The 19517-nt window shown below is 37.4% G+C and carries 18 protein-coding genes; 7 read left to right on the forward strand and 11 right to left on the reverse strand.

Annotated features, from left to right (window positions below; genetic code table 11):
* Positions 1 to 289 precede the first annotated feature (289 nt).
* Positions 290 to 1705 (forward strand): PRD domain-containing protein, encoded by a 1416-nt coding sequence (locus H541_RS0108610; protein WP_022796915.1) that lies wholly within the window; start codon positions 290 to 292, stop codon positions 1703 to 1705.
* Complete coding sequence (locus H541_RS0108615; protein ID WP_022796916.1) at positions 1702 to 2199, forward strand: mannose/fructose/sorbose PTS transporter subunit IIB; 498 nt, start codon at positions 1702 to 1704, stop codon at positions 2197 to 2199. The genes H541_RS0108610 and H541_RS0108615 overlap by 4 nt, the downstream gene beginning before the upstream one ends.
* Positions 2200 to 2408: 209 nt before the next feature.
* Here H541_RS0108615 and H541_RS0108620 read toward each other — a convergent pair whose 3' ends face one another.
* On the reverse strand, positions 2409 to 3185 hold the full coding sequence (locus H541_RS0108620; protein ID WP_022796917.1) for a DUF4931 domain-containing protein: 777 nt from the start codon (positions 3183 to 3185) through the stop codon (positions 2409 to 2411).
* A 141-nt stretch (positions 3186 to 3326) separates the two neighbouring features.
* Here H541_RS0108620 and H541_RS12830 point away from each other — a divergent pair, with 141 nt between their 5' ends.
* Complete coding sequence (locus H541_RS12830; RefSeq protein WP_022796918.1) at positions 3327 to 4649, forward strand: ABC transporter ATP-binding protein; 1323 nt, start codon at positions 3327 to 3329, stop codon at positions 4647 to 4649.
* Positions 4650 to 4845: 196 nt separating this feature from the next.
* Here the strand turns inward: H541_RS12830 and H541_RS0108630 are convergent, their stop codons facing one another.
* Positions 4846 to 6318, reverse strand: coding sequence for an aldehyde dehydrogenase family protein (locus H541_RS0108630; protein WP_022796919.1), 1473 nt, complete (start codon positions 6316 to 6318; stop codon positions 4846 to 4848).
* A gap of 237 nt (positions 6319 to 6555) precedes the next feature.
* On the reverse strand, positions 6556 to 7101 hold the full coding sequence (locus tag H541_RS0108635; RefSeq protein WP_022796920.1) for a DNA-3-methyladenine glycosylase I: 546 nt from the start codon (positions 7099 to 7101) through the stop codon (positions 6556 to 6558).
* Between the two features lie 238 nt (positions 7102 to 7339).
* Between H541_RS0108635 and H541_RS0108640 the strand changes: the two genes are divergently transcribed.
* Together H541_RS0108640 and H541_RS13235 are read left to right on the forward strand one after the other, a co-directional pair.
* Positions 7340 to 8209, forward strand: coding sequence for a hypothetical protein (locus H541_RS0108640; protein WP_022796921.1), 870 nt, complete (start codon positions 7340 to 7342; stop codon positions 8207 to 8209).
* 235 nt (positions 8210 to 8444) lie between these two features.
* The gene (locus H541_RS13235) at positions 8445 to 8612 is read left to right on the forward strand and encodes a glycosyltransferase family 2 protein (protein WP_022796922.1); all 168 of its coding nucleotides are present in this window, start codon (positions 8445 to 8447) and stop codon (positions 8610 to 8612) included.
* Between the two features lie 40 nt (positions 8613 to 8652).
* Here H541_RS13235 and H541_RS12155 read toward each other — a convergent pair whose 3' ends face one another.
* The 7 genes from H541_RS12155 to H541_RS0108680 form a co-directional block, all read right to left on the reverse strand.
* Positions 8653 to 9225, reverse strand: coding sequence for a helix-turn-helix domain-containing protein (locus H541_RS12155; protein ID WP_022796923.1), 573 nt, complete (start codon positions 9223 to 9225; stop codon positions 8653 to 8655).
* Between the two features lie 95 nt (positions 9226 to 9320).
* Complete coding sequence (locus tag H541_RS0108655) at positions 9321 to 10889, reverse strand: ATP-binding cassette domain-containing protein (RefSeq protein WP_033420883.1); 1569 nt, start codon at positions 10887 to 10889, stop codon at positions 9321 to 9323.
* Positions 10890 to 11332: 443 nt separating this feature from the next.
* On the reverse strand, positions 11333 to 13387 hold the full coding sequence (locus H541_RS0108660; protein WP_022796925.1) for a heavy metal translocating P-type ATPase: 2055 nt from the start codon (positions 13385 to 13387) through the stop codon (positions 11333 to 11335).
* A gap of 15 nt (positions 13388 to 13402) precedes the next feature.
* Positions 13403 to 13687, reverse strand: coding sequence for a DUF6110 family protein (locus H541_RS0108665; RefSeq protein WP_022796926.1), 285 nt, complete (start codon positions 13685 to 13687; stop codon positions 13403 to 13405).
* Between the two features lie 175 nt (positions 13688 to 13862).
* Entirely contained in the window at positions 13863 to 14558 is a 696-nt protein-coding gene (locus H541_RS0108670) for an endonuclease III domain-containing protein (RefSeq protein ID WP_022796927.1), read from the reverse strand.
* Positions 14559 to 14567: 9 nt separating this feature from the next.
* Positions 14568 to 15053, reverse strand: coding sequence for a glutathione peroxidase (locus H541_RS0108675; RefSeq protein ID WP_022796928.1), 486 nt, complete (start codon positions 15051 to 15053; stop codon positions 14568 to 14570).
* Positions 15054 to 15097: 44 nt separating this feature from the next.
* On the reverse strand, positions 15098 to 15622 hold the full coding sequence (locus H541_RS0108680; protein ID WP_022796929.1) for a GNAT family N-acetyltransferase: 525 nt from the start codon (positions 15620 to 15622) through the stop codon (positions 15098 to 15100).
* Between the two features lie 211 nt (positions 15623 to 15833).
* Between H541_RS0108680 and H541_RS0108685 the strand changes: the two genes are divergently transcribed.
* Positions 15834 to 16388, forward strand: coding sequence for a GNAT family N-acetyltransferase (locus tag H541_RS0108685; RefSeq protein ID WP_022796930.1), 555 nt, complete (start codon positions 15834 to 15836; stop codon positions 16386 to 16388).
* An 82-nt stretch (positions 16389 to 16470) separates the two neighbouring features.
* On the opposite strand, the gene H541_RS12160 is transcribed toward H541_RS0108685, so the two are convergent.
* Positions 16471 to 17994, reverse strand: coding sequence for an FGGY family carbohydrate kinase (locus tag H541_RS12160; protein ID WP_022796931.1), 1524 nt, complete (start codon positions 17992 to 17994; stop codon positions 16471 to 16473).
* 328 nt (positions 17995 to 18322) lie between these two features.
* Here H541_RS12160 and H541_RS0108695 point away from each other — a divergent pair, with 328 nt between their 5' ends.
* A complete protein-coding gene (locus H541_RS0108695; RefSeq protein ID WP_022796932.1) occupies positions 18323 to 19504 on the forward strand; it encodes an IS256 family transposase in 1182 nt (393 codons plus the stop codon).
* The last annotated feature ends 13 nt before the right edge of the window (positions 19505 to 19517 follow it).

A 19517-nucleotide genomic window follows, 5' to 3' on the forward strand; every position in this document is an offset into this window, starting at 1 on the left:
CTAATTTATTAAACTGAATTTTTTCGAGGAACTCACGAACCAAAATCAATCCGCCATGGGAAGATAGCTTTTCACTTTTTGAGGAAATTTGAACATTTTTATTGAAACTTAGTCGATTATCGCGTAAATTTGACATATAGAACACCTCTGTTTTGTATTTTCGTCAAATTTACATTAACAGAAAGGTGTTCTTTTTTCACGCACCAAATGGGTGAAAAAAGAAACTCTTTACAAATGTTGAAGAAATACGGTTTTAGAGCGCAAACTCATAAAACTATGAATTATCTAGGTGAGTCGTGAAATTCAAGAGTTTGTTAAGAGTGAGCTCAATAAAAATTACCGTAAAAGTTTTATTTACGCCCTTAGTTTACATGTCTCAGCTTTTTTAAAACGGAATGAGAATGAAACGGTAGAAAAACCCGCCAACAATTTGGTAAAGGATTTCGTGCGGAGTCATCCAAAAGAACTTAAAGCTGCACGTCTAGTTGCTCAAAAAATTGAAGAACGATTACAGGTTATCATTCCTCCAAGTGAAGTTGACTACCTCACGATGTTGATAACCTCCTTAAACCAAGCTGAGAGTGCTAAAGAAAGTATTGGAATCGTTGTGGCCTGTCATGGAAATAGTACAGCTAGTAGTATGGTCGATGTCATCAACACTTTATTAGGTTCTCAAAATATCTATGCCTACGATATGATCCTAGAACAATCGCCAAGCGAGGCTTACGATATCATCAAGGAGTTAGTCAAAACGGCTAATAAAGGCCATGGCGTCTTATTATTAACAGATATGGGATCGCTGACTACTTTTGGGAAAAGAATCGAAGAAGAGCTCGGAGTAGAAACAAGAACACATGAGATGGTATCTACTCCTATCTTATTAGAAGCTGCTCGAAAGACACAACTGCCAAACCAAGATCTTGACACAATTGCTGAAGAGCTTAAACGTTTCAATGGTTATAGCCTGACACCACCAGAGCGCTTAATTAAAACCCGGATTGATACCGAGAAGAAACCAGTAATTATTGCAGTCTGTGCTAGTGGTAAAGGGGCTGCACAAATCATTAAAGAGCAATTAATACAATTAATGAAAACTAGATTAGATGATGATATCGAAATCATTACTTGTGGGGTCAGAGAGGCCAAAGCTGTCGTAGTCGACATCAAGAAAACTCATCATATTGTTGCGACCGTTGGTGTGAGTCCTATTACTGAAGACATCCCACATTTATCTTTAGAACAAGTATTAAGTCCTCACGCCGATAAGTTGCTGAATGAGATTATTGATAATTCACACCTTCATGACACAGAACTTTTGAGTACTTTAGACCAAGAGACCTGTCAAAAATTCTTAGGAGAACACTATACCTTTATCAATCCACAGAAAATGATTTACCCGCTTTGGCATTTTATGGAAACAATCGAACAAATAGGTCATTTACACTCATCTAATAGCTTTAAATTGAATATGATCTTGCATCTGGCTGGGACAATTGAAAGAACCTTACAACGACAACCTCTAGCAACGGACGAGGCACTACAAGATTATCCCAAAAACAACCCGTTGATTTCAGCCATTGACCGTGAGCTCAATGATTTAGAATCCCAATTGAATCTCTCAATCGCTAAATCAGAACGGTTATATATTTATGAAATCTATTTGACCAATGACCATACCTTTACAAAAGAGGAGGCCCTAGAATGACGATGGAAGTCAAGTTAGTTAGAATTGATGACCGTTTGATCCATGGCCAAGTTGCCACAGTATGGACAAAGGCTAGTCGAATCAATCGTATCCTTGTCGTTAACGATGCCGTATCAAAAGATTCCTTACGAAAAGCACTACTAAGTCAAGCCGCCCCACCGGGAGTTCGGGTCAATGTCATACCAATTTCTAAGATGATTGCCATATGGAATGATCCTATTTTTAATTCATTTAAAGCCATGCTGCTATTCACCAACCCACATGACGTCAAAACGGTTGTAGAAGGTGGTGTTGAAATCTCATCGGTTAACATTGGTAGTATGAGTTTTGCAGAGGGAAAGAAAATGATTACCAACGCTATTGCTGTAGATCAACAGGATGCCGACGCTTTTCGTTTTTTGGCTGAGCGTGGGATTACTTTAGAAATTAGAAAAGTCGTTGCCGATAGTCGGATCAACCTCTTACCTATTTTGAAAAAAGAAGGATTTATTTAGCCTAACTTGTTGTTTTGACGCCATATTAGTAAAAAGACGCTCAACCTCATCGGTTGAGCGTCTTTTTGTTACTTGTTTTTTACTGACAAGACATTAGAACTAATATATAACTATTCATCATATCGAAGTAGTTATCTTGGCCGAGTTAGTACTACTGATTTTTCAATCTCATTTCAAACTAAAGTTTAAGCTAGAGTTTTAAGATAGATTTAAGACAGATTTTTAAGATAGACTGTTCTGATTTCATCTCTTATCTTAACTAGCTCTTCACTATTATAAACTTGAGAGATCCCAAAGCCCGTATAATAAGCAGAATCGACCCAACGTGGTATAATCTTTATAACCTGTTTGTCTTCAAATAACCAGCCATGTAAATTGTAACTATTAAACCGATTTCCCTGATAGGATATCAAAATATAACGTACTAATGCTTGAATCACTTGGGAAACTATAGGAGAATGATGATGCCGTTTACTGATAATATTGAGTTCAACAAATCCCATAATTGGCTGAGTCGATAGAGTTGCTTGACAATAGTCATCTGAATAAAGCTCTAAACCCTCAAAGTCGCTAGCCACTCTCATTGCCGTCGCTTCAATTTTTTCTAAACCAATTAGTTGCAAGTGTGGGTGCTTTAAACTAGAACCAGACATCGGTCCATGATTTTTCAATAAAACAGTTGATGCATATTGGCCAGAGCTCGCCATTTTTTCCCAGCACTCTTCGATATACTGCCATAAGCGTTCCATATAGCTAGCACTATAAGTTGTTAGGTTAGTATCGTGCGCCTGACTTTCAATAATAATCGTTTGAACGGTTTGACTTAATGTAGGATATTTATTCATCAGCCACATAAAATCACCTGAGTCATTCAAAATATTGGTTAAGCTGGGGCGATCACAAAATGGGCATTTACTTTGGCCATACATGTCATTTGGTTTCACTCGTGCTGTATCGACTCTAAATGTTAAGACTTCTTTAACCAAACAATCACCTATCCTACTTATTAAAGCTCTTCATATTGCTTTATATAATGTTTTATTTATCTCTTCTAAATACGGCTATTATAGCACTTTTTTTGAATTACTATTAAACTAAACATCAAACTGTTTTCTAGGAGATTTTTTATGAAAATTTTTATGCCTTTCTTTAAGCCCTATCGTAGACAAGCCCTTCTAGCCCCTTTATATAAATGGCTAGAAGCTTTGACCCAACTAATCGTTCCTTATTTTATCGCACAAATGATTGATCATGGTATCGCACAAGATAGTTTGGCGATACTCATTCGCTATAGTCTGATACTAATCATTCTGGCCATATTTGGGGTAGTAGCAGCTGTAACGGCTCAGTACTATTCAGCGCAAGCTGCGGTTGGGTTTGCTACCGACCTTCGATTAGCTTATTTAAGAAAAGTCCAAACACTCAGTATGAGTGACATCAATTCCTTAAAAACAGCCACTTTGATTACGAGAATAACCAGTGATATTAATCAAATCCAAACGGGTGTCAATATTTTCTTCCGTTTATTTATGAGATCTCCATTTATTGTGATTGGAACGGTAGTAATGGCCTTCCTTACAGATACTAGTATGGGCTGGCGTTTCTTATTGATCACCTGTTCGTTATTCATTATAATCCTCTTCATTTTAGGGTTCACCATACCACTATACCATAAAGTTCAATCTCAATTAGACCAACTGACGCAAAAAACCGATGAAACACTGACAGGCGTTCGTGTGCTTCGCGCCTTTAACAAAGAAGACAGTGATTATCAGTCTTTTACAACTATTAATCGCATTTTGACAAGCTTACAACAACGAGTCGCCATCGTCGGACCAACCGGTTGCGGGAAAACGACCTTGATCAACCTTATGATGCGATTTTATGATAGTGATTCTGGTTTTATTTCAATTGATGGTATTGACATCAAGACTGTTTTGAGAAGCGATGTCAGGCGTTTGTTTGGGATGGTATTGCAAGATACTTGGCTGAAGAATGGCACCATTAATGAAAACTTAACTTTAGGAAATCCAAACGCTAGCGCTGATGACATAAAAGAAGCGTGCATTGCTTGCCATGCCGATTTCTTTATCCAACAGCTACCGAATGGTTACGATACACTATTAGATAGTAAAGGAGACACCATATCTCAAGGGCAAAAGCAACTGCTTTGTATCGCCCGTGCAATGATTGCCCAGCCTAAAATGCTAATACTAGACGAAGCAACCAGTTCTATTGATTCTCATACAGAACAATTAGTACAAAAGGCTTTCCACCGTTTAATGGAAAATAAAACAAGTATCGTGATAGCACATAGACTCAAAACAATTGTAGATGCAGATTTAATAGTGGCCATGAAAGACGGCCAAGTGATTGAACAGGGAACGCATGAAGAATTACTTGAAGCTCGTGGATTTTATTATGATCTGTATGAAAGTCAGTTCTCATAAAAATCTCTAAACCCTTATACCGGCATAAAAATAAGTAAAGACAGTCTTAAGGACTTTAGAGACAACAAAAAAGTGACGAGAGGCATTAGCTTCTCGTCACTTTTTTAAATCATTTATTTTTAACTGGATGTACGCTAGAGAAATCTATTTATCCTTTCTGCCTATTGAAGCATGTCTCTAAGACTTTGGTCGTTAACTAATATAAGCCTTGTGTTTCGTCACTGAGATTAATATAGATATTCTTAGCTTGGGTATAAGCAGAGAGAATCATCTTGTGGGTTTCACGACCAATACCAGATTTTTTGTATCCCCCAAATGGTGCTCCTGCTTCAAAAGCATTGTAAGTATTGACCCACACACGTCCTGTTCTGATAGCTCGAGATACTTTAAAGGCTGTAGTGAGATTAGTAGTAAATACCCCACCAGCCAAACCGTACTCACTATTGTTTGCTTTTTTTATAACATCGTCAGCATCTTTAAATTTGACAACCACACCTACAGGTCCAAAAATTTCTTCTTGAGCAACTCTAGAATCATTTGTTGCTTCAATCAGGGTTGGTTCAAAGAAGTAACCTGAAGAAAGATCGCCATCAGTGATGCGATGGCCACCAACCAAAAGCTTTCCGCCTTCTTCAAGACCAATTTTTACATACTTTTCAATTGTTTCGATTTGATGGTCACTCACCTGAGCTCCCATTTGTATCCCATCTTCCCACGGCTTACCAACTTTGACTTTTTTGAATTCTTGAACTAATTTTTCAACAAAGTCATCATAGATTGATTCTTGAACGAAAATACGAGATCCCGCTGAACAGACTTGTCCTTGGTTGAATAATATGCCTAAGGGCACGCCTTCAAGTGCTTGTTCAATGTTAGCATCTTCAAAAATAATATTGGCTGATTTGCCACCTAATTCAAGTGTTGCTGGAATTAAATTTTTGGCAGCTGAAATACCAATGCTCCTTCCAATAGCGGTCGAACCAGTAAATGCTAGCTTATCTAATCCTTCATGATGTTGTAAGTAGTCACCCGCTTTCGAACCAGAACCGGTTATAATATTGACAACACCTTTAGGTAGTACCTCTTTTAAAATCTTTCCTAATTCAAGGACAGATAAAGAAGTCATTGATGATGGTTTAAAAACAACTGTGTTTCCTGCTGCTAGTGCTGGAGCTAACTTCCAAGCTGCCATTAAGAATGGAAAGTTCCACGGAACAATTTGTCCTACAACCCCAACTGGCTCTCGTAAAACAATCGACATGGTTTGGTCATCTAACAGTTTAACACTATCTTCCTCAGAACGAATCACTCCTGCAAAATAGCGGAAATGATCAATCGCTAGGGGAATATCCGCGCCACTTGTTTCACGTAATGGTTTACCATTATCTAATGTCTCCCATAAAGCAAAATCATCTTTTTTTTCTTCTATTTTGTCTGCAATCTCTAAAAGAAGTGCTGCACGTTTTTTAACGGGCAATTTTGACCAAGAGTTAAATGCTTCATGGGCAGCTGCAACAGCTCTATCAACGTCTTCTGATGTAGCATCCACAATCGTACTTAGTAACTCACCATTTGCTGGGTTAAACGATTCAATAGTGTCATCCCCACTACCACTTGTCCATTCGCCGTTAATTAACAGTTGGTAGGTGTTCTCGAATTTATCAGTCATTACATTCTCCCCTTTACAACTAGTTGTTGCTTCCGCAACAACATTTATTTGAAATTAGTTTTGTAACAATCTACAAGTTCATTATAAAATAAAACGTAGTTGGTTTCATTTGATTAGCATTTTCACTGGTACAGACTGCTTATAAATAGAGTGTAGACTATCAAACTATGCAAAGATTTTACTATTAGGACCAAAATGAATCAACCAGCTCTGTGCTAAGACGTTACACCTTCACTCCTAATGCCAATCACAACTCATCAGGTGATGATTGTAGATGCCAATTGCCTCAAGGTATGATTGGATAATAACAGGGCCAACAAACTTAAACCCTCGTTTTTTCAAGTCCTTACTAACTTTTTCTGACAATGGCGTTTTAGCCATTAGCTCTTCTTCTGTCGCAATTTTCGGATCAAGGCTAGTATTATTGGTAAAGTGCCAAATATAACGGTCAAACGATCCAAATTCCTGTTGAATGGCCAAAAAAGCTGATGCATTCTTAATGGCAGATATCATTTTTAGGCGATTTCGAATAAGAGTGACATTAGACATCAATTTATCAACCTTTTCGTCATCAAATCTTGAGACTACTTTTGGGTCAAATCCTTCAAATGCTTCTTGGAAAGCTTTCCGTTTCTTTAAGATTATGTCCCAACTCAATCCGGCTTGAAAGCCTTCTAAAATAAGCATTTTAAATAAATAATTGTCATCATGACTTGGAACTCCCCACTCTAAATCATGATATTTTTTTAATCTCTCTGAGCTTGCCCAAGAACATCTTCCCATATTTTTACACCTCAAAAAAATTCTATATGTTTTACTTAAAGTAATCGGTTGACTAAAAAATTATGACTAAAGACATTTATCTTGACTGATTAGTCTAAATAAAAATTCCTTTTATCTACTAAACGACATATGTCGCGCTATAATCATTACAGTTATTCAACTGAATTAATCCTTGATTTCAGCTAGATTGATTCAGTCATCTGACAACTAAAATAGATAGATTGGAGAAACCTTCAAAGTGAAGAAAATCCTAGATTCAATTACCTTAGAGCTGACTGTTTTACTGCTCGTTTTTGCTCTTCTTCTACAAAACCAGTTATTATATATGAATATTGACAGTACGACATTTGTTTTACTGAATATTTTGACTTTCTTAGCTATCTTTTTTGGCCTATTATCCAGCTCAGTAGTCATTATAGCATCAAATCTTATTATATTTGCAATTGGAGTATTTACAATGTATTTTAACCCAATCATTATAGCTAATTGGCTGAAAGTATACTTAATTATACTTTTCCCAGTTTTTTCAGCCATCAGTTACTTGGTGCAAAAACGCATATTTCGACGACTTGATTTAGTTTATAATCAAAAAGACATTGGTCGATATCTAGAAAACAGAAATTCAATAACTGGTTTAAAAAACAAGACGGCTTTTGAAAATGACTATGGTTATATTTTAGAGTTTGATAAAAGACGCTCATTTGACAATCGCGGCATGTATTTGAGTTTATTCTACGTTGATTTTATTGAGCGATATCTCTATCAAGGTGTCAAAGCAACTGAGACTTTATTAAGACAACTTAAAGAGGCGTTAGTGACAAACCGTTTTCCTGAAGAAAGAATTTACTATATTGAAACTGGCGCCTTTTTGATACTATCACCACGAAAACTAACCCCTGTAACTGAAGAAGATAAGGTGGTTTTAAATGAGAATACGCGAGAGATTTTACAATCTATTCCCTTTATAACTGGTCAAAATGAAGTCAATATAACGTTAAAATATGGCACTCTCACAATAGATGCGACTAGTGTGTTAACGGCTGAACAGACCATTTCGCGATTAAAACGTTTAGCGGAAACCGATTTATCTGCAGAATATTTTGTTTAGGAGAATGTCTATGCTTGACTGGTTTTACACACTTAGCAGTTATATTACAGTCCTATTTTTCATTATTTCACTCATTTTATTCATTTTCCTACTCGTTATACAGACCAAAACTTGGCGTTACTTCAAATGGAGGGATTCCCACGATTAGTCGTTATTTAATGATATTCACTATTGTCTCTATTTGGGTATCCATAATTATAACAATCATTATTATGTTTGGTGGTATTTTTTTCTTTTGAAAGTTATCAAACCACCTCTAAAAAAATTACCACCATTGTCGCGTTACCCAATTGTTACCGTTATTGTTCCCGCTCATAATGAGAGCTTGGTGATTAAAGACACCATCAAAGCTATTTACTGCTTAAACTATCCAGAATCTAAACTACAATTATTAATCTATTGATGTTTATTGTTTGCAATCCTTGTGGTACCATATTTTTCGCTTATTCAACCTCTTTTTTCGATGAGTTTATAGTCAGTATTTCTGCTTCAATAAATTGAGCAAAGGATGTCACAAAAGAGACAGTTCCCTTCAGCATAACCTGTCCAGAATACTTTCCAACCATTCGGTAGTAAAATTCGTCGGTATCCTTTTCCAAACTTTCTTTCAGGTCGTTAAACTCTTTCAAGATACGATTGATTACCAACTCATTCTTCTGTAGATCAGCGATTGGATACTTTATAATCAATACCGCTTTCGTTTTTTTGGTTTCTTCGCTAAGAAGAAAATCATTGACGGTGATTGTCATCGTTTGATCAACAGCTAAATTTCCGATTAGATCATATAGATCCTCTTTTGAGAACCACCATTTATTGCTGATCTTGTGTCCCTTTAAAAGACCTCGCCTGAGATAATTGCGAACTGTTCTTGTCGTCACATCTAACTCTCTCGCAATATCATCTACTGATAAATAGTCTTCTGATAATGTTTTATCAGCAGAGGCTATAGCTGTTTCTAATGATGCAGGTTTTTCTGATAATGCCTTATTTTCTGATGGTAAAAAATCTTTTGCCACGTAACTCCCTCCCAACAAACAGTGAGCAGTATTGTTCGTTTCTTAGACTAATAAATGACGTTGAATCATCTCATCTTGTTTTAAACGACAAAAGATCACTTAATCTCTATAACTTTAGATGCTTTATTCAAGTGTAACGCATTATGTGCAGTAAAGATAACGATTTTATCACGATAGTAATCTAAAATCTCAGTCATTAAGATTTTGCTATTATCCTCGTCAATACTGCTCAAACTTTCATCCATCAACAAGACATCGGCATCGGCCACTAGGGCCCTCGCCATGGCAATACGCTGTCTCTCACCGCCTGAAAGATTGGCACCATTTTCCACTAGTTCCGTATGCCAGCTTCTCTTCTCAAGGATTGGGCGCATAACTGCAGTTTGAGATAAAAAGTCCCTTTCTTCAGACGTCAATGTTCTTCCAAACCCTATATTAGCTTCAAGGGTTTGCGATAAAATGGTGACTTGCTGCGAGAGGTAGAAGACTCTGCTCCGAAGAGACAGATAATTTAAATCACTGATAACGATGTGATTTATTGTAATGCCTTGACTTGGTCTAAACGCCAAAATAGCTTTCAGCAAGGAAGATTTCCCACTACCGGACTTTCCCTTTAAATAAACAATATCTCCTTGAGATATTTCAGCCGTTATTGCCAGCGACAAGTCTTTCCCACCAATTTTATACATTGGCGTATCCAATGTAATGGTCTTGATATGGTCTACGGAAAAAGTACCTTGTCGTTCTCTATTGTTATCAAGATCGTTCGTCACAAAGTCGTTGCTGACTTTTAAACTATTATAGTCAAGATTGAGCTTTGTCAGCTGCCCCATAGCTTCAAAAAAAATGGGAAAGACAATACCAAGAATAATTAATTGAGTGACACTCCACTGATTCGTTGCAACTAAAAAGCTGGTATAGACATAGATCATATTTTGTGCCAGCTGGTTTAAAAAGCTAATACCACCACTCGTAATCTGTGCAAACTGATTGGTATGTGCCAGTGTTTGAAAAGTATTTCTGAAGGAATTTGAAAAAAGGTTACTATAACGATCGACATCCCCACTAGCTTTGACAGAATCACTATTAGACAGTGTGGCAATCAAATCTTTATGAGTAGCAGCGCTGGCTTCTTGCATGCGATTCATTCGTTCCTTTAGCTGTTGATTGATTAATCGGAATCCAAAATAGTTGATGGGTATCAATATCATCATCGTTAGCGCAATGCCAAATGAAACTGTTGCTAATAGGAATAGACTCACACCGATGACTAAAACAGATCGCGCTAATACACCAAAACTATTGATCAAAAATAAATAATTGGCATCAACAGCTGTAAAAATCCTATCGATTAAGTAACTTGCCTCATAATGACTATAGGCATCATAGGACATCCTAACCATCTTTTGGATCAAGGACATTAAGTGTCGTGTGTTGAAATTAGCGGCATATCGTTCACGAAACCAAATCATAAAGGTTTGAATCACAAAAGTTACAATCATGGCAAACCCTATATAACTAACGATTTCTATTGAAAAAAACTGATCGGATTGATTGACCCACTGGATCATTATTGGTGTGACCAAAGTAGAAACTGCTGCTATAACTGATAAGAACACCGATATGGCAATAAATTTCCAATTGCTTTCGATTACTTTTTTCATATACTTTCCCCATTCCATTAACTCAACAGTCGTTCTTATATCTCGAATATACTGGAGTGGTATTGCTGTGTCGACTGAAAATTTTCCTAGTATTTCCTAGTTGGTCGCTTAACCCTATACTCATCACTTGACTCTACCTTTATAACTTACTCTAAACTCATTACTCCACTCAATATTTTATTTATTAAGTTAATATGTTTTAACTATATACACCCCAATATGAACTAATACGACCCAATACGACCTAAAATGGAGCTAAACATCTAACTAGAAAGGCAACAAAAAACTCACCAGAAAAACAGCTAAAAAGAAAAAGCAAAGCAAACAGTTGTAGTAGCTCACAACTTTTGCTTTGCTTGTTCTATTCCCTTTTATTTCTTATAACAATCATTAAGCCATCATTAAGCCAATAATTCAGATCATTAAGGCATTAACGTAAATCATTAAGCTAAACTTTTGCCTATCAAATACATGGTGGTCATATTATGTGTCAAAGCTAATTGCTTATGGCTTAAGATCCCCAATATGCCGAATCCAATCAAGGTTGAATTGATTGCCACAGTCCATTTCAAATTACGATTCAATTTATGCTTTAGATCCTCACAAATTTGTTCAAGCTTAAACAGATCATTCAAGTCATCATTCAAAAAGATGACATCACTCAAATGACGAGCCACATCAGAAGAATGAGACATGACTGCACCTATTTCTGCCTCCGATAGAGCTGCTGAATCATTTAAACCGTCTCCAATCATCATGACATGGTGACCCTCTTGCTTATACCGCGAAACGACCTTAAATTTATCCTTAGGTGTTGTATCAGTGATGATATCATTCCATTCAACTAGTTTCTTCAATGGTTCAGTATGCAAGGCGTTATCTCCAGTCAATAACACAACTTGTTTACCACTCTCTTTTAGTTGTCTCAAAACTTTATCAATACCGACCCTAGGCGGATTGTCGATCCCAAACAAGGCAATTAATTCTCCGCGATAACCCAAACACAAAATGCCGGCTTGTTGCTCGATTGTATCAAGAATACCTTGTTGCTCATCAGTAATGGTGATGCCTTCTTCACAAATAAACTTATAATTACCAATAACGACTTTGTCGTCACCAATGGTAGACCTTACACCCTTAGCCACGACGTGTTCAAGTTCTCCGTGCATTTCTTTATGGACGATACCTTTATCCTTTGCTTCTTGTACGATTGCATTAGCTATTGGATGATAGAAATGTTCTTCAAGACAGGCCCCAATGCGGATAACTTCTTCTTCAGTATAATCATAGAAAGGTTGGATTTTAACGATTTTAGGTGTTGGTTCCGTAATAGTACCTGTTTTATCAAAAATAAAGGTATCTATTTCTGGGAACAAATCAATATATTTCGGTCCCTTAACAACAACTCCAGACTCCATAGCTTTCTTTACTGCTACTAAATAACTAACAGGTGTCGCAATCTTTAATGAACATGAAAAATCAACGAGTAAAAATGATAAAGCTTTTTCAAACGAACCTGTTGCTAGATAGGTCAATGAAATCCCCATGAGGTTGACCTTAACAAATTGATCAGCTTTCTCGACTAATTGTTGTTGGTGCTTCGACATCATTTCTTTAGAGTCCGTCATCAGATTCACTAAATCGAGTAGATTGTGATTGGCATCCGCATTAGTGACGCTAACCACTAATTGCCCGCAGACGAGAACTGTATTGGATGACACCTTGGACCCCCTAGCTTTGACGACGGGAAGGGATTCGCCCGTCAATGAACTTTCATTGACATATCCGGTGCCATCAACAACGTCACCATCAAAGAAGATTTCACTACCTTCTTCAACGACTAACTCATCACCGACTCCGACCAAAAAACTATCTTTTTGTTCCTTTTCACCATTAGGCAATCTGACCCAAACAGGTGGAACTGGTCTCTTCAACGTCTGTGCTAAATCATCGATTGATTTCTTTTGGGTCCATTCTCCCAAATCATTTCCTAGATTCAATAGATACATAATTGTACTTGCGGTGTCGATTTGGTCTCTAGAGATAGACGTTAGAATAGCCAAGCAATCTAGAACTTCTATCGTCATTTTTTGATGGCGTAATGCTTGATAAGCCTTCTTTATAAAAGAGCCTGTTTTATATAGTGTCATCACATGACGAATAGGTGCTGGAATCAAGTACCGAAACGCAAATCGATTACACAATGAATCAAAGATAATATCAAAAGGCGTTTTAAGCCGTGGGTCGGTCGCACCTTCTTGATAGGTTTCCTTTAATAGAGTCTCATCGATAGCCGTTAAAAATTGACGAACCTCAAAAAGATGATCTTTCTTATAGAAAACTTGGAATGAGTGTTCATCGCCATAAAACGTCAGGTAGGTGATATTATCTTGTTGACTTGCTAACGTAATGAGCTTTTGTTCGACAGCTTGAGAACAAATAAAAGGGACCCTAATGCGGACCCTTTTACTGGAAACATGTAAGACTTCAAAGCGCATAGTTATCACCCAAGCCTATTCTTCAGAGGAATCAAAGGCCTTGTCGGCTTCTTTTTTCTTCTCAGCTTCGTAGATGTCGGCAGCATCAGCTAACACATCATCTGCATGTTGTTTTGTTTGCGATAAAGCATCGCCAATTTTGTCCTTAGCAAGATAAGATTTAGCAATCACCTTTGCATATTTTTTCTTTGCGTCATCGCTACATAACACTTTAAGACCGAGAGTCCCAAAAGCTATTCCGCCTAAGAAAGCACCTGAATCTTTTGCAACTTTACCTAATGTTTTTAAATGTTTGAACATATCCCTCATTCTCCCTTAGTACTTTATTTATAATCATTATTATTCATCAGACAGCAAAAGTAAACTAACTTTGTTTAGAAATCCAAAATTTCACTCACTTTTTTACCAAAGCAAGGCAAGTATCATGAAAGTCTTACTAGTTATTTTGTAGTTAATCTTCTAGTTAATTCTGTAGTTAATCCAGTAATTGATCCAGTTTGTAACCAGCTAAAAACCCAATTTCCTTTGTGTTCTTTCTCAAATATTGTTTCCCATAGACATCAATTAAGGCATGTAATTCATTGGCTTTCGTACCATTGAATGAAGGTGACAAGTGGACTATCCCTTGTAATTCCTCATAAGATTTTGTTTCCTTCCCTAGTAGGGTAAATAAACGTCTGGCATAGGCATCGGCAATAAAAACTGGTCTGTCTAGCAAATAAACTACAATAACATCTGCTGTTTCCGGACCGACCCCCTTGATTTGGAGTAAAGATTTTCGAATTTTATCTGTCGGAACAGCTTTTAAACGAGAAAAATCATCGTTAAAAGTTTCTGTCCAGGACAAAATACCTTCCAACGCTCTACTCTTGTTGTTAAAAAAGCCACTAGGTCTGATTAAGGTTTGCAGTTCTTGATTGGTTAATTCTCTAATAGCCTTTGGAGAGAAATCCGTCCTATGAGCAAGATTTTCCAAAGACAAACTCACGTTCGTCCAGTTGGTGTTCTGTACCAATACTGCCCCGATTAATAACTCCCATTTAGACCTTGCCGGCCACCAGAACTGTTCGCCCAAAGTTTCTAATAGCAAGTCGAATAACCTGTCGATTGTGATGATTTTATTTGAGCTACTCTTAATTATTTTTGTCGATCCTGTGTGTAAGCTAGTCATGCTCTCATCCTAGTGTTCTCTTCGAGCGAGTAAACGTTCAATATCTGGGATCATTTTTTCTGGATTTTGAGTTGATGCATAGCGGATGATTTCTTGACTATCCCGACTGACTAGAAACTTTGTGAAGTTCCATTTGATTGCCTCTCCTAAAAAACCTTTTGAATGGCTTTTGAGATATGAAAACAGTGGATTAGCATCTGGACCATTGACTGGTTCTATCTCATGCATCGGAAAAGTCACGCCGTATGTTGTTCGACAAGCAGTGCTTGCTTCATCACCCGAAGAAAGTTCTTGTTTAAATTGATTCGACGGGAAACCCAGAACAACAAGTCCTCTGTCTTTGTAAGTTTGATATAGTTCTTCCAATTCCTTGAATTGACCCGCAAGACCACACTTTGTGGCTGTATTGACGATCACTAAGACCTCCCCTTCATAATGCTTCAATGTCGTTGGTTTTGAGTCAATGGGTTTTACTTCAATATCATAAATAGACATCTTTATTCTCCTCCTCTTTGATAAACTTATGGTTTGATAGACTTCTATTTTATAGACCGTTCCATTATCCACACATCAAAACTATCTGCTGTTATCGGATATGTTTTACTCTTCTCTACTATCTTAAATCCTTGTTTTTTCCAAAAAGAAAACGCGCTTGTATTTGATACCAATACACCCAATCGTACGTTCTCGTATCCTTTCTTTTGCCACTTATCACTTAAATCAGTGACCACATGAGAACCGATCTTTTGGCCTTTATAGTGGTCATCAATCAATAACAAACCAATAAAGACAGTCTTTTTACTCGGATATCCTAAAAGATAATCAATCACCCCAACATAAGACTGCTGCCACGAAATAGCCTCAAACCGTTTGATATAGTTAGTAGTTCTTCCCTTTTTTTGCGGAGGACGTGCCTCTTGATCAGCCTTTAGCAAGTCGAGGGTTATCTCGGATACACCCATCAATTTGAAATAGGCTTGATTGGATTGATAGATCTTAAACACATCCAGTAAATGGCTACTATTGATTCCCTTAAGGACTATTCCATCTTCCACACTTATCATGACTTATCACACCCTATCACTATCTTATTAAAATCTTATCTTAAACCCTTTGACAGTCTCTATCATTGCCTATTAGTGGAAAGATTAACCTATCTCCGGCTCATCTATGACAAAACACTAACATAAAGGTAGACATTCCTGCTAAACTTTGTTAGGTTATTACCTTGAGTAACTGATTACCTCTCAATTTTATTACGAAAGGAGCCGTGTTATGGCTGTTATTTTTACACGCTTAGCCTCAAAATCAGACATTCCAGAAATCATGGCAGTTGTGACTGAAGCAAAAAAACTATTAAAGAGTGAGGGCAACGAGCAGTGGCCTGAAAACTATCCTAATGCTGAGATATTCACTGAAGATATTGAAAAAAACTATTGCTATGTACTAATAGTTGGTCATACGATTGCTGGTGTAGCAACACTCTGGCAAGAGGGTGATGCGCCATATGAAAACTTGACTGATGGCGAATGGCAAAACCCTTCTGCACCTTATTCAACAATCCATCGTGTTGCAATCTCTAGTGAATTTAGAGGCCAAAACTTAACTGGCATTCTGTTTAGCCACCTTTTCTCCTATTCCTACGAGAATGGCTTCCATAATGTACGCATCGATACCCATGACTATAATAAACGAATGCAACATATTATGAAGAAAAACGGTTTTGAATACCGTGGCAAGATTATCGTTGATGATACGGGAAAACATGAGTACAGTGAACGTCTAGGATTTGAGCTAAACCTACCTGAACCTAAGGACGATAGACACTAGAGTAAATTGATCATACTTATAAAAAACAGATCTAAAAAGACTGGATAAAAGCGCGTTCTCTAACTCATTAGGGAATGTGCTTTTATTGTAGCAACGGTACTTGTGATGCAATGGTTTTCTTAAAGTGATCATACAGTTGATCATAGATTTCTGCTTTTTCCGGATTAAAAGTCGTTGGTAAAAGCTTTGCTGTTTCCAACTGCTGACTCTCGTTTCCGTCGTTTCTCTCATTACTATCGTTTTCTATTGTAAAGAGCTTTCTTTTTAAAGAAAGATTTTCCACTGAGTCTGAGACCTTTGCAGCTTGTTGATAGAGATGGTATAACCCAAATAAGGGTTCATTAGTTGGAGTCACGACAATATTTCGATGAAATACAGTAGCTGCTAGATCAATTAAGGCTTGATTATTGAAGAAGCCCCCACTAACAGAAAGGGGCCACTCTCGATCAACTCCCAATTTATCTTGTAGAAATCGCGCATTGAATAATAGTCCTTCAATTATAGCTCTTAAAAAATCCTCTCTCGTATGGGTAATTGAGACATTTGAAAAAGAGCCATGAACCTCAGTAGTCCAAAAAGGAGCGCGTTCGCCGTTGATGTAGGGTAAAAATTGAAGGTCATTCGCACCTGCTTCCGTGCGATTTAGGACATCATCTATGAGACCATAAAAGTCAGTTGCGTCTTGAAACATTGTCTGATGCAACCACTCCAACACACACCCCCCATTGTTTGATGGCAATCCACAAACATATAAGTCTGGGGACAAACCATAGCAAAAGTTTTGAACACTTGGATCAACTAACCACTTAGAACTTAACTTACGAACAGCCATGCTCGTCCCAATTGTCAAACTCTGTTTAATACCTGAAGACATATAGCCTGCATAAGCAGCTAAAACACCATCACTACCACCAATCATCATTTCAGCAGTTTTTGGCAATCCGAGATTCTTTGACACGGTTTCATTGATTGGAAACATGGTCGTTGGACTCACTATTTTTCCTAATTGCTGTTCAGAGACACCAAGATAATTCAGAATTTCCTTGTCCCAAATAAACTTTTGCCCATCCATCAAGCCCGTTGCAGCTGCCGTTGACCGATCAATCCAATAGTCTCCACAAAATTCTTTCATAACTGCTTCTTTGATACCAATCCACTTATAATCCCCGTGGTTACTATGCAATCCGTGCAATATCCTAGCAAATGGGGTCATAGAATGTATCGGAGATCCCGTTCGTTTATAAAAAGCTACTGCTTGATCTGTCGTATCGACAAATGATTTAATGGTTTTTTCAGCAGTACGATCAGACCAAATACGTACGATATTATCATTAACACCATCTAAGCTGATCGTACTATGCATGGCAACACTGAAAGACAGTACTCCAATTTGTTCCTTGTACAGTTGTGGAATAGCCAGGACCAACCCTTTGACGGCACCAATGATGTCGTCTAGTTGTTGATAAGCTGAACCACCCTCTCCACGGTAAGTCTTCAACGACCTTAAATCATCATAGAGTAATTTGCCATCCGAAATAAGACCGATCTTGACCGCTGTCGTTCCAATATCAATCCCTAAAAAAAGATTTCCTTGATCCATTGTCATATTATATTCACTCATTCTCTATTGTGTTTAGTCTTAATCTATGTTTAACTCTCTATAGCCATACTATCATTATCAAGAAGTACATAATAGTAAAGGACACCTGCCAAAGCAATTGTCACTATCGTATTTCTAGTATAGAAGATAGCAGCCTGAACAGTCGTTTAAGAGTATAATATTTGTTACACTAATTTAGTAAAGACAGTTTGAAATTATATCTTTTTAACCCTCAAAAGTGAGTGTGTAAAATATTTTGTGTAAATAGAAAAAAGGGCGTCCCTTCTGTAGAATAGAGTTTGTAGACAAAACCCACAGAAAAGAGGACTCCCCCATGACTGATTTTACTACAGAATTAATGCAAGTACTAGTAACTAAAGGAGATGTGACTGAATTGTTTCGATCACACCTCGAACAGGCAATCAATGACTTATTAGCGACTGAACTGAGTGGCTTTTTAAATTATGAGAAGTATAGCCGGTCTGGTTTTAATTCAGGGAATTCGAGAAATGGTTGTTATGAGAGACAGGTTAAAACTGAATACGGTCCGATCACTATCTCGATTCCCAGGGATCGCAATGGCGAATTCAAACAACAAACAATTGAACCTTACAAACGGTCGACAAACACGCTCGAAGAGGTCGTTATCCATTTGTTTCGCAAGGGCATTACGATGAGTGAGATAGCCGATTTAATTCAAAAAATGTACGGCCATCATTACACGCCTCAAACCATCTCTAACATGACACAACAATTTGCCGAGACAGTCAGTTCCTTCAATAACAGACCACTGAATGCCCATTATGCTGCCATCTATCTGGATGCCACTGTTATTCCAGTTAGAAGAGATACCGTTGCTAAGGAAGCCGTTCATATCGCCATCGGCGTGCGGACAGATGGCACAAAAGAAGTTTTAAGCTACTCCATCTCACCCCACGAATCTGCCATCGTATGGGGTGACATTCTGTCAGACATCGGCCAAAGAGGGGTCGAAAACACCTTGATTGTTGTAGCTGATGGCTTCAAGGGATTAGTCGATAAAGTATCACATTACTTTCCGAGCGCGGTTCATCAACAATGTTGTATTCATGTGGCACGTAACTTGACGAAACGTGTTAGGGCAACAGATCGTCAAGAAATTAACGACGATTTCAAAACAATTTATCGTGCAGATTCACTGGAAGAAGCTGAAATAGCCCGTCAACAGTTTATTGAAAAGTGGCAGAAAATCTATCCTAGACCCGTTAAGACTATCGCAGAAAATGAGTATTTATTGACTTTTTATCGTTTTCCCAAACAGATTAGGCCAAGCCTTTATTCTACTAATTTGATTGAATCCTTTAATAAAAAAATCAAGCGGTACACTAAACGTAAAGAGCAGTTTCCAAATGAAGAAGCTTTGGAAAGATTTATGGTTTCCATTTTTGATGACTATAACCAAAAGTTTCTAAATCGTTCACACAAAGGTTTCAAAATAGTTCAAGGCATATTAGAAGATACTTTGGAAAGTTTATAAGCAAACTGTCAAA

The sequence above is a fragment of the Bavariicoccus seileri WCC 4188 genome (assembly GCF_000421665.1).
Classification (GTDB): domain Bacteria; phylum Bacillota; class Bacilli; order Lactobacillales; family Aerococcaceae; genus Bavariicoccus; species Bavariicoccus seileri.

Excerpts from the sequence above, each read along its gene's own strand:
- H541_RS0108675 (WP_022796928.1), bottom strand. The coding sequence starts at position 15,053 with ATGTCTATTTATGATATTGAAGTAAAACCCATTGACTCAAAACCAACG.
- H541_RS0108695 (WP_022796932.1), top strand. The coding sequence starts at position 18,323 with ATGACTGATTTTACTACAGAATTAATGCAAGTACTAGTAACTAAAGGA.
- H541_RS0108665 (WP_022796926.1), bottom strand. The coding sequence starts at position 13,687 with ATGTTCAAACATTTAAAAACATTAGGTAAAGTTGCAAAAGATTCAGGT.
- H541_RS0108630 (WP_022796919.1), bottom strand. The coding sequence starts at position 6,318 with ATGACTGATAAATTCGAGAACACCTACCAACTGTTAATTAACGGCGAA.
- H541_RS0108655 (WP_033420883.1), bottom strand. The coding sequence starts at position 10,889 with ATGAAAAAAGTAATCGAAAGCAATTGGAAATTTATTGCCATATCGGTG.
- H541_RS0108670 (WP_022796927.1), bottom strand. The coding sequence starts at position 14,558 with ATGACTAGCTTACACACAGGATCGACAAAAATAATTAAGAGTAGCTCA.
- H541_RS0108660 (WP_022796925.1), bottom strand. The coding sequence starts at position 13,387 with ATGCGCTTTGAAGTCTTACATGTTTCCAGTAAAAGGGTCCGCATTAGG.
- H541_RS0108680 (WP_022796929.1), bottom strand. The coding sequence starts at position 15,622 with ATGATAAGTGTGGAAGATGGAATAGTCCTTAAGGGAATCAATAGTAGC.
- H541_RS12830 (WP_022796918.1), top strand. The coding sequence starts at position 3,327 with ATGAAAATTTTTATGCCTTTCTTTAAGCCCTATCGTAGACAAGCCCTT.
- H541_RS0108615 (WP_022796916.1), top strand. The coding sequence starts at position 1,702 with ATGACGATGGAAGTCAAGTTAGTTAGAATTGATGACCGTTTGATCCAT.
- H541_RS0108685 (WP_022796930.1), top strand. The coding sequence starts at position 15,834 with ATGGCTGTTATTTTTACACGCTTAGCCTCAAAATCAGACATTCCAGAA.
- H541_RS0108635 (WP_022796920.1), bottom strand. The coding sequence starts at position 7,101 with ATGGGAAGATGTTCTTGGGCAAGCTCAGAGAGATTAAAAAAATATCAT.
- H541_RS12160 (WP_022796931.1), bottom strand. The coding sequence starts at position 17,994 with ATGACAATGGATCAAGGAAATCTTTTTTTAGGGATTGATATTGGAACG.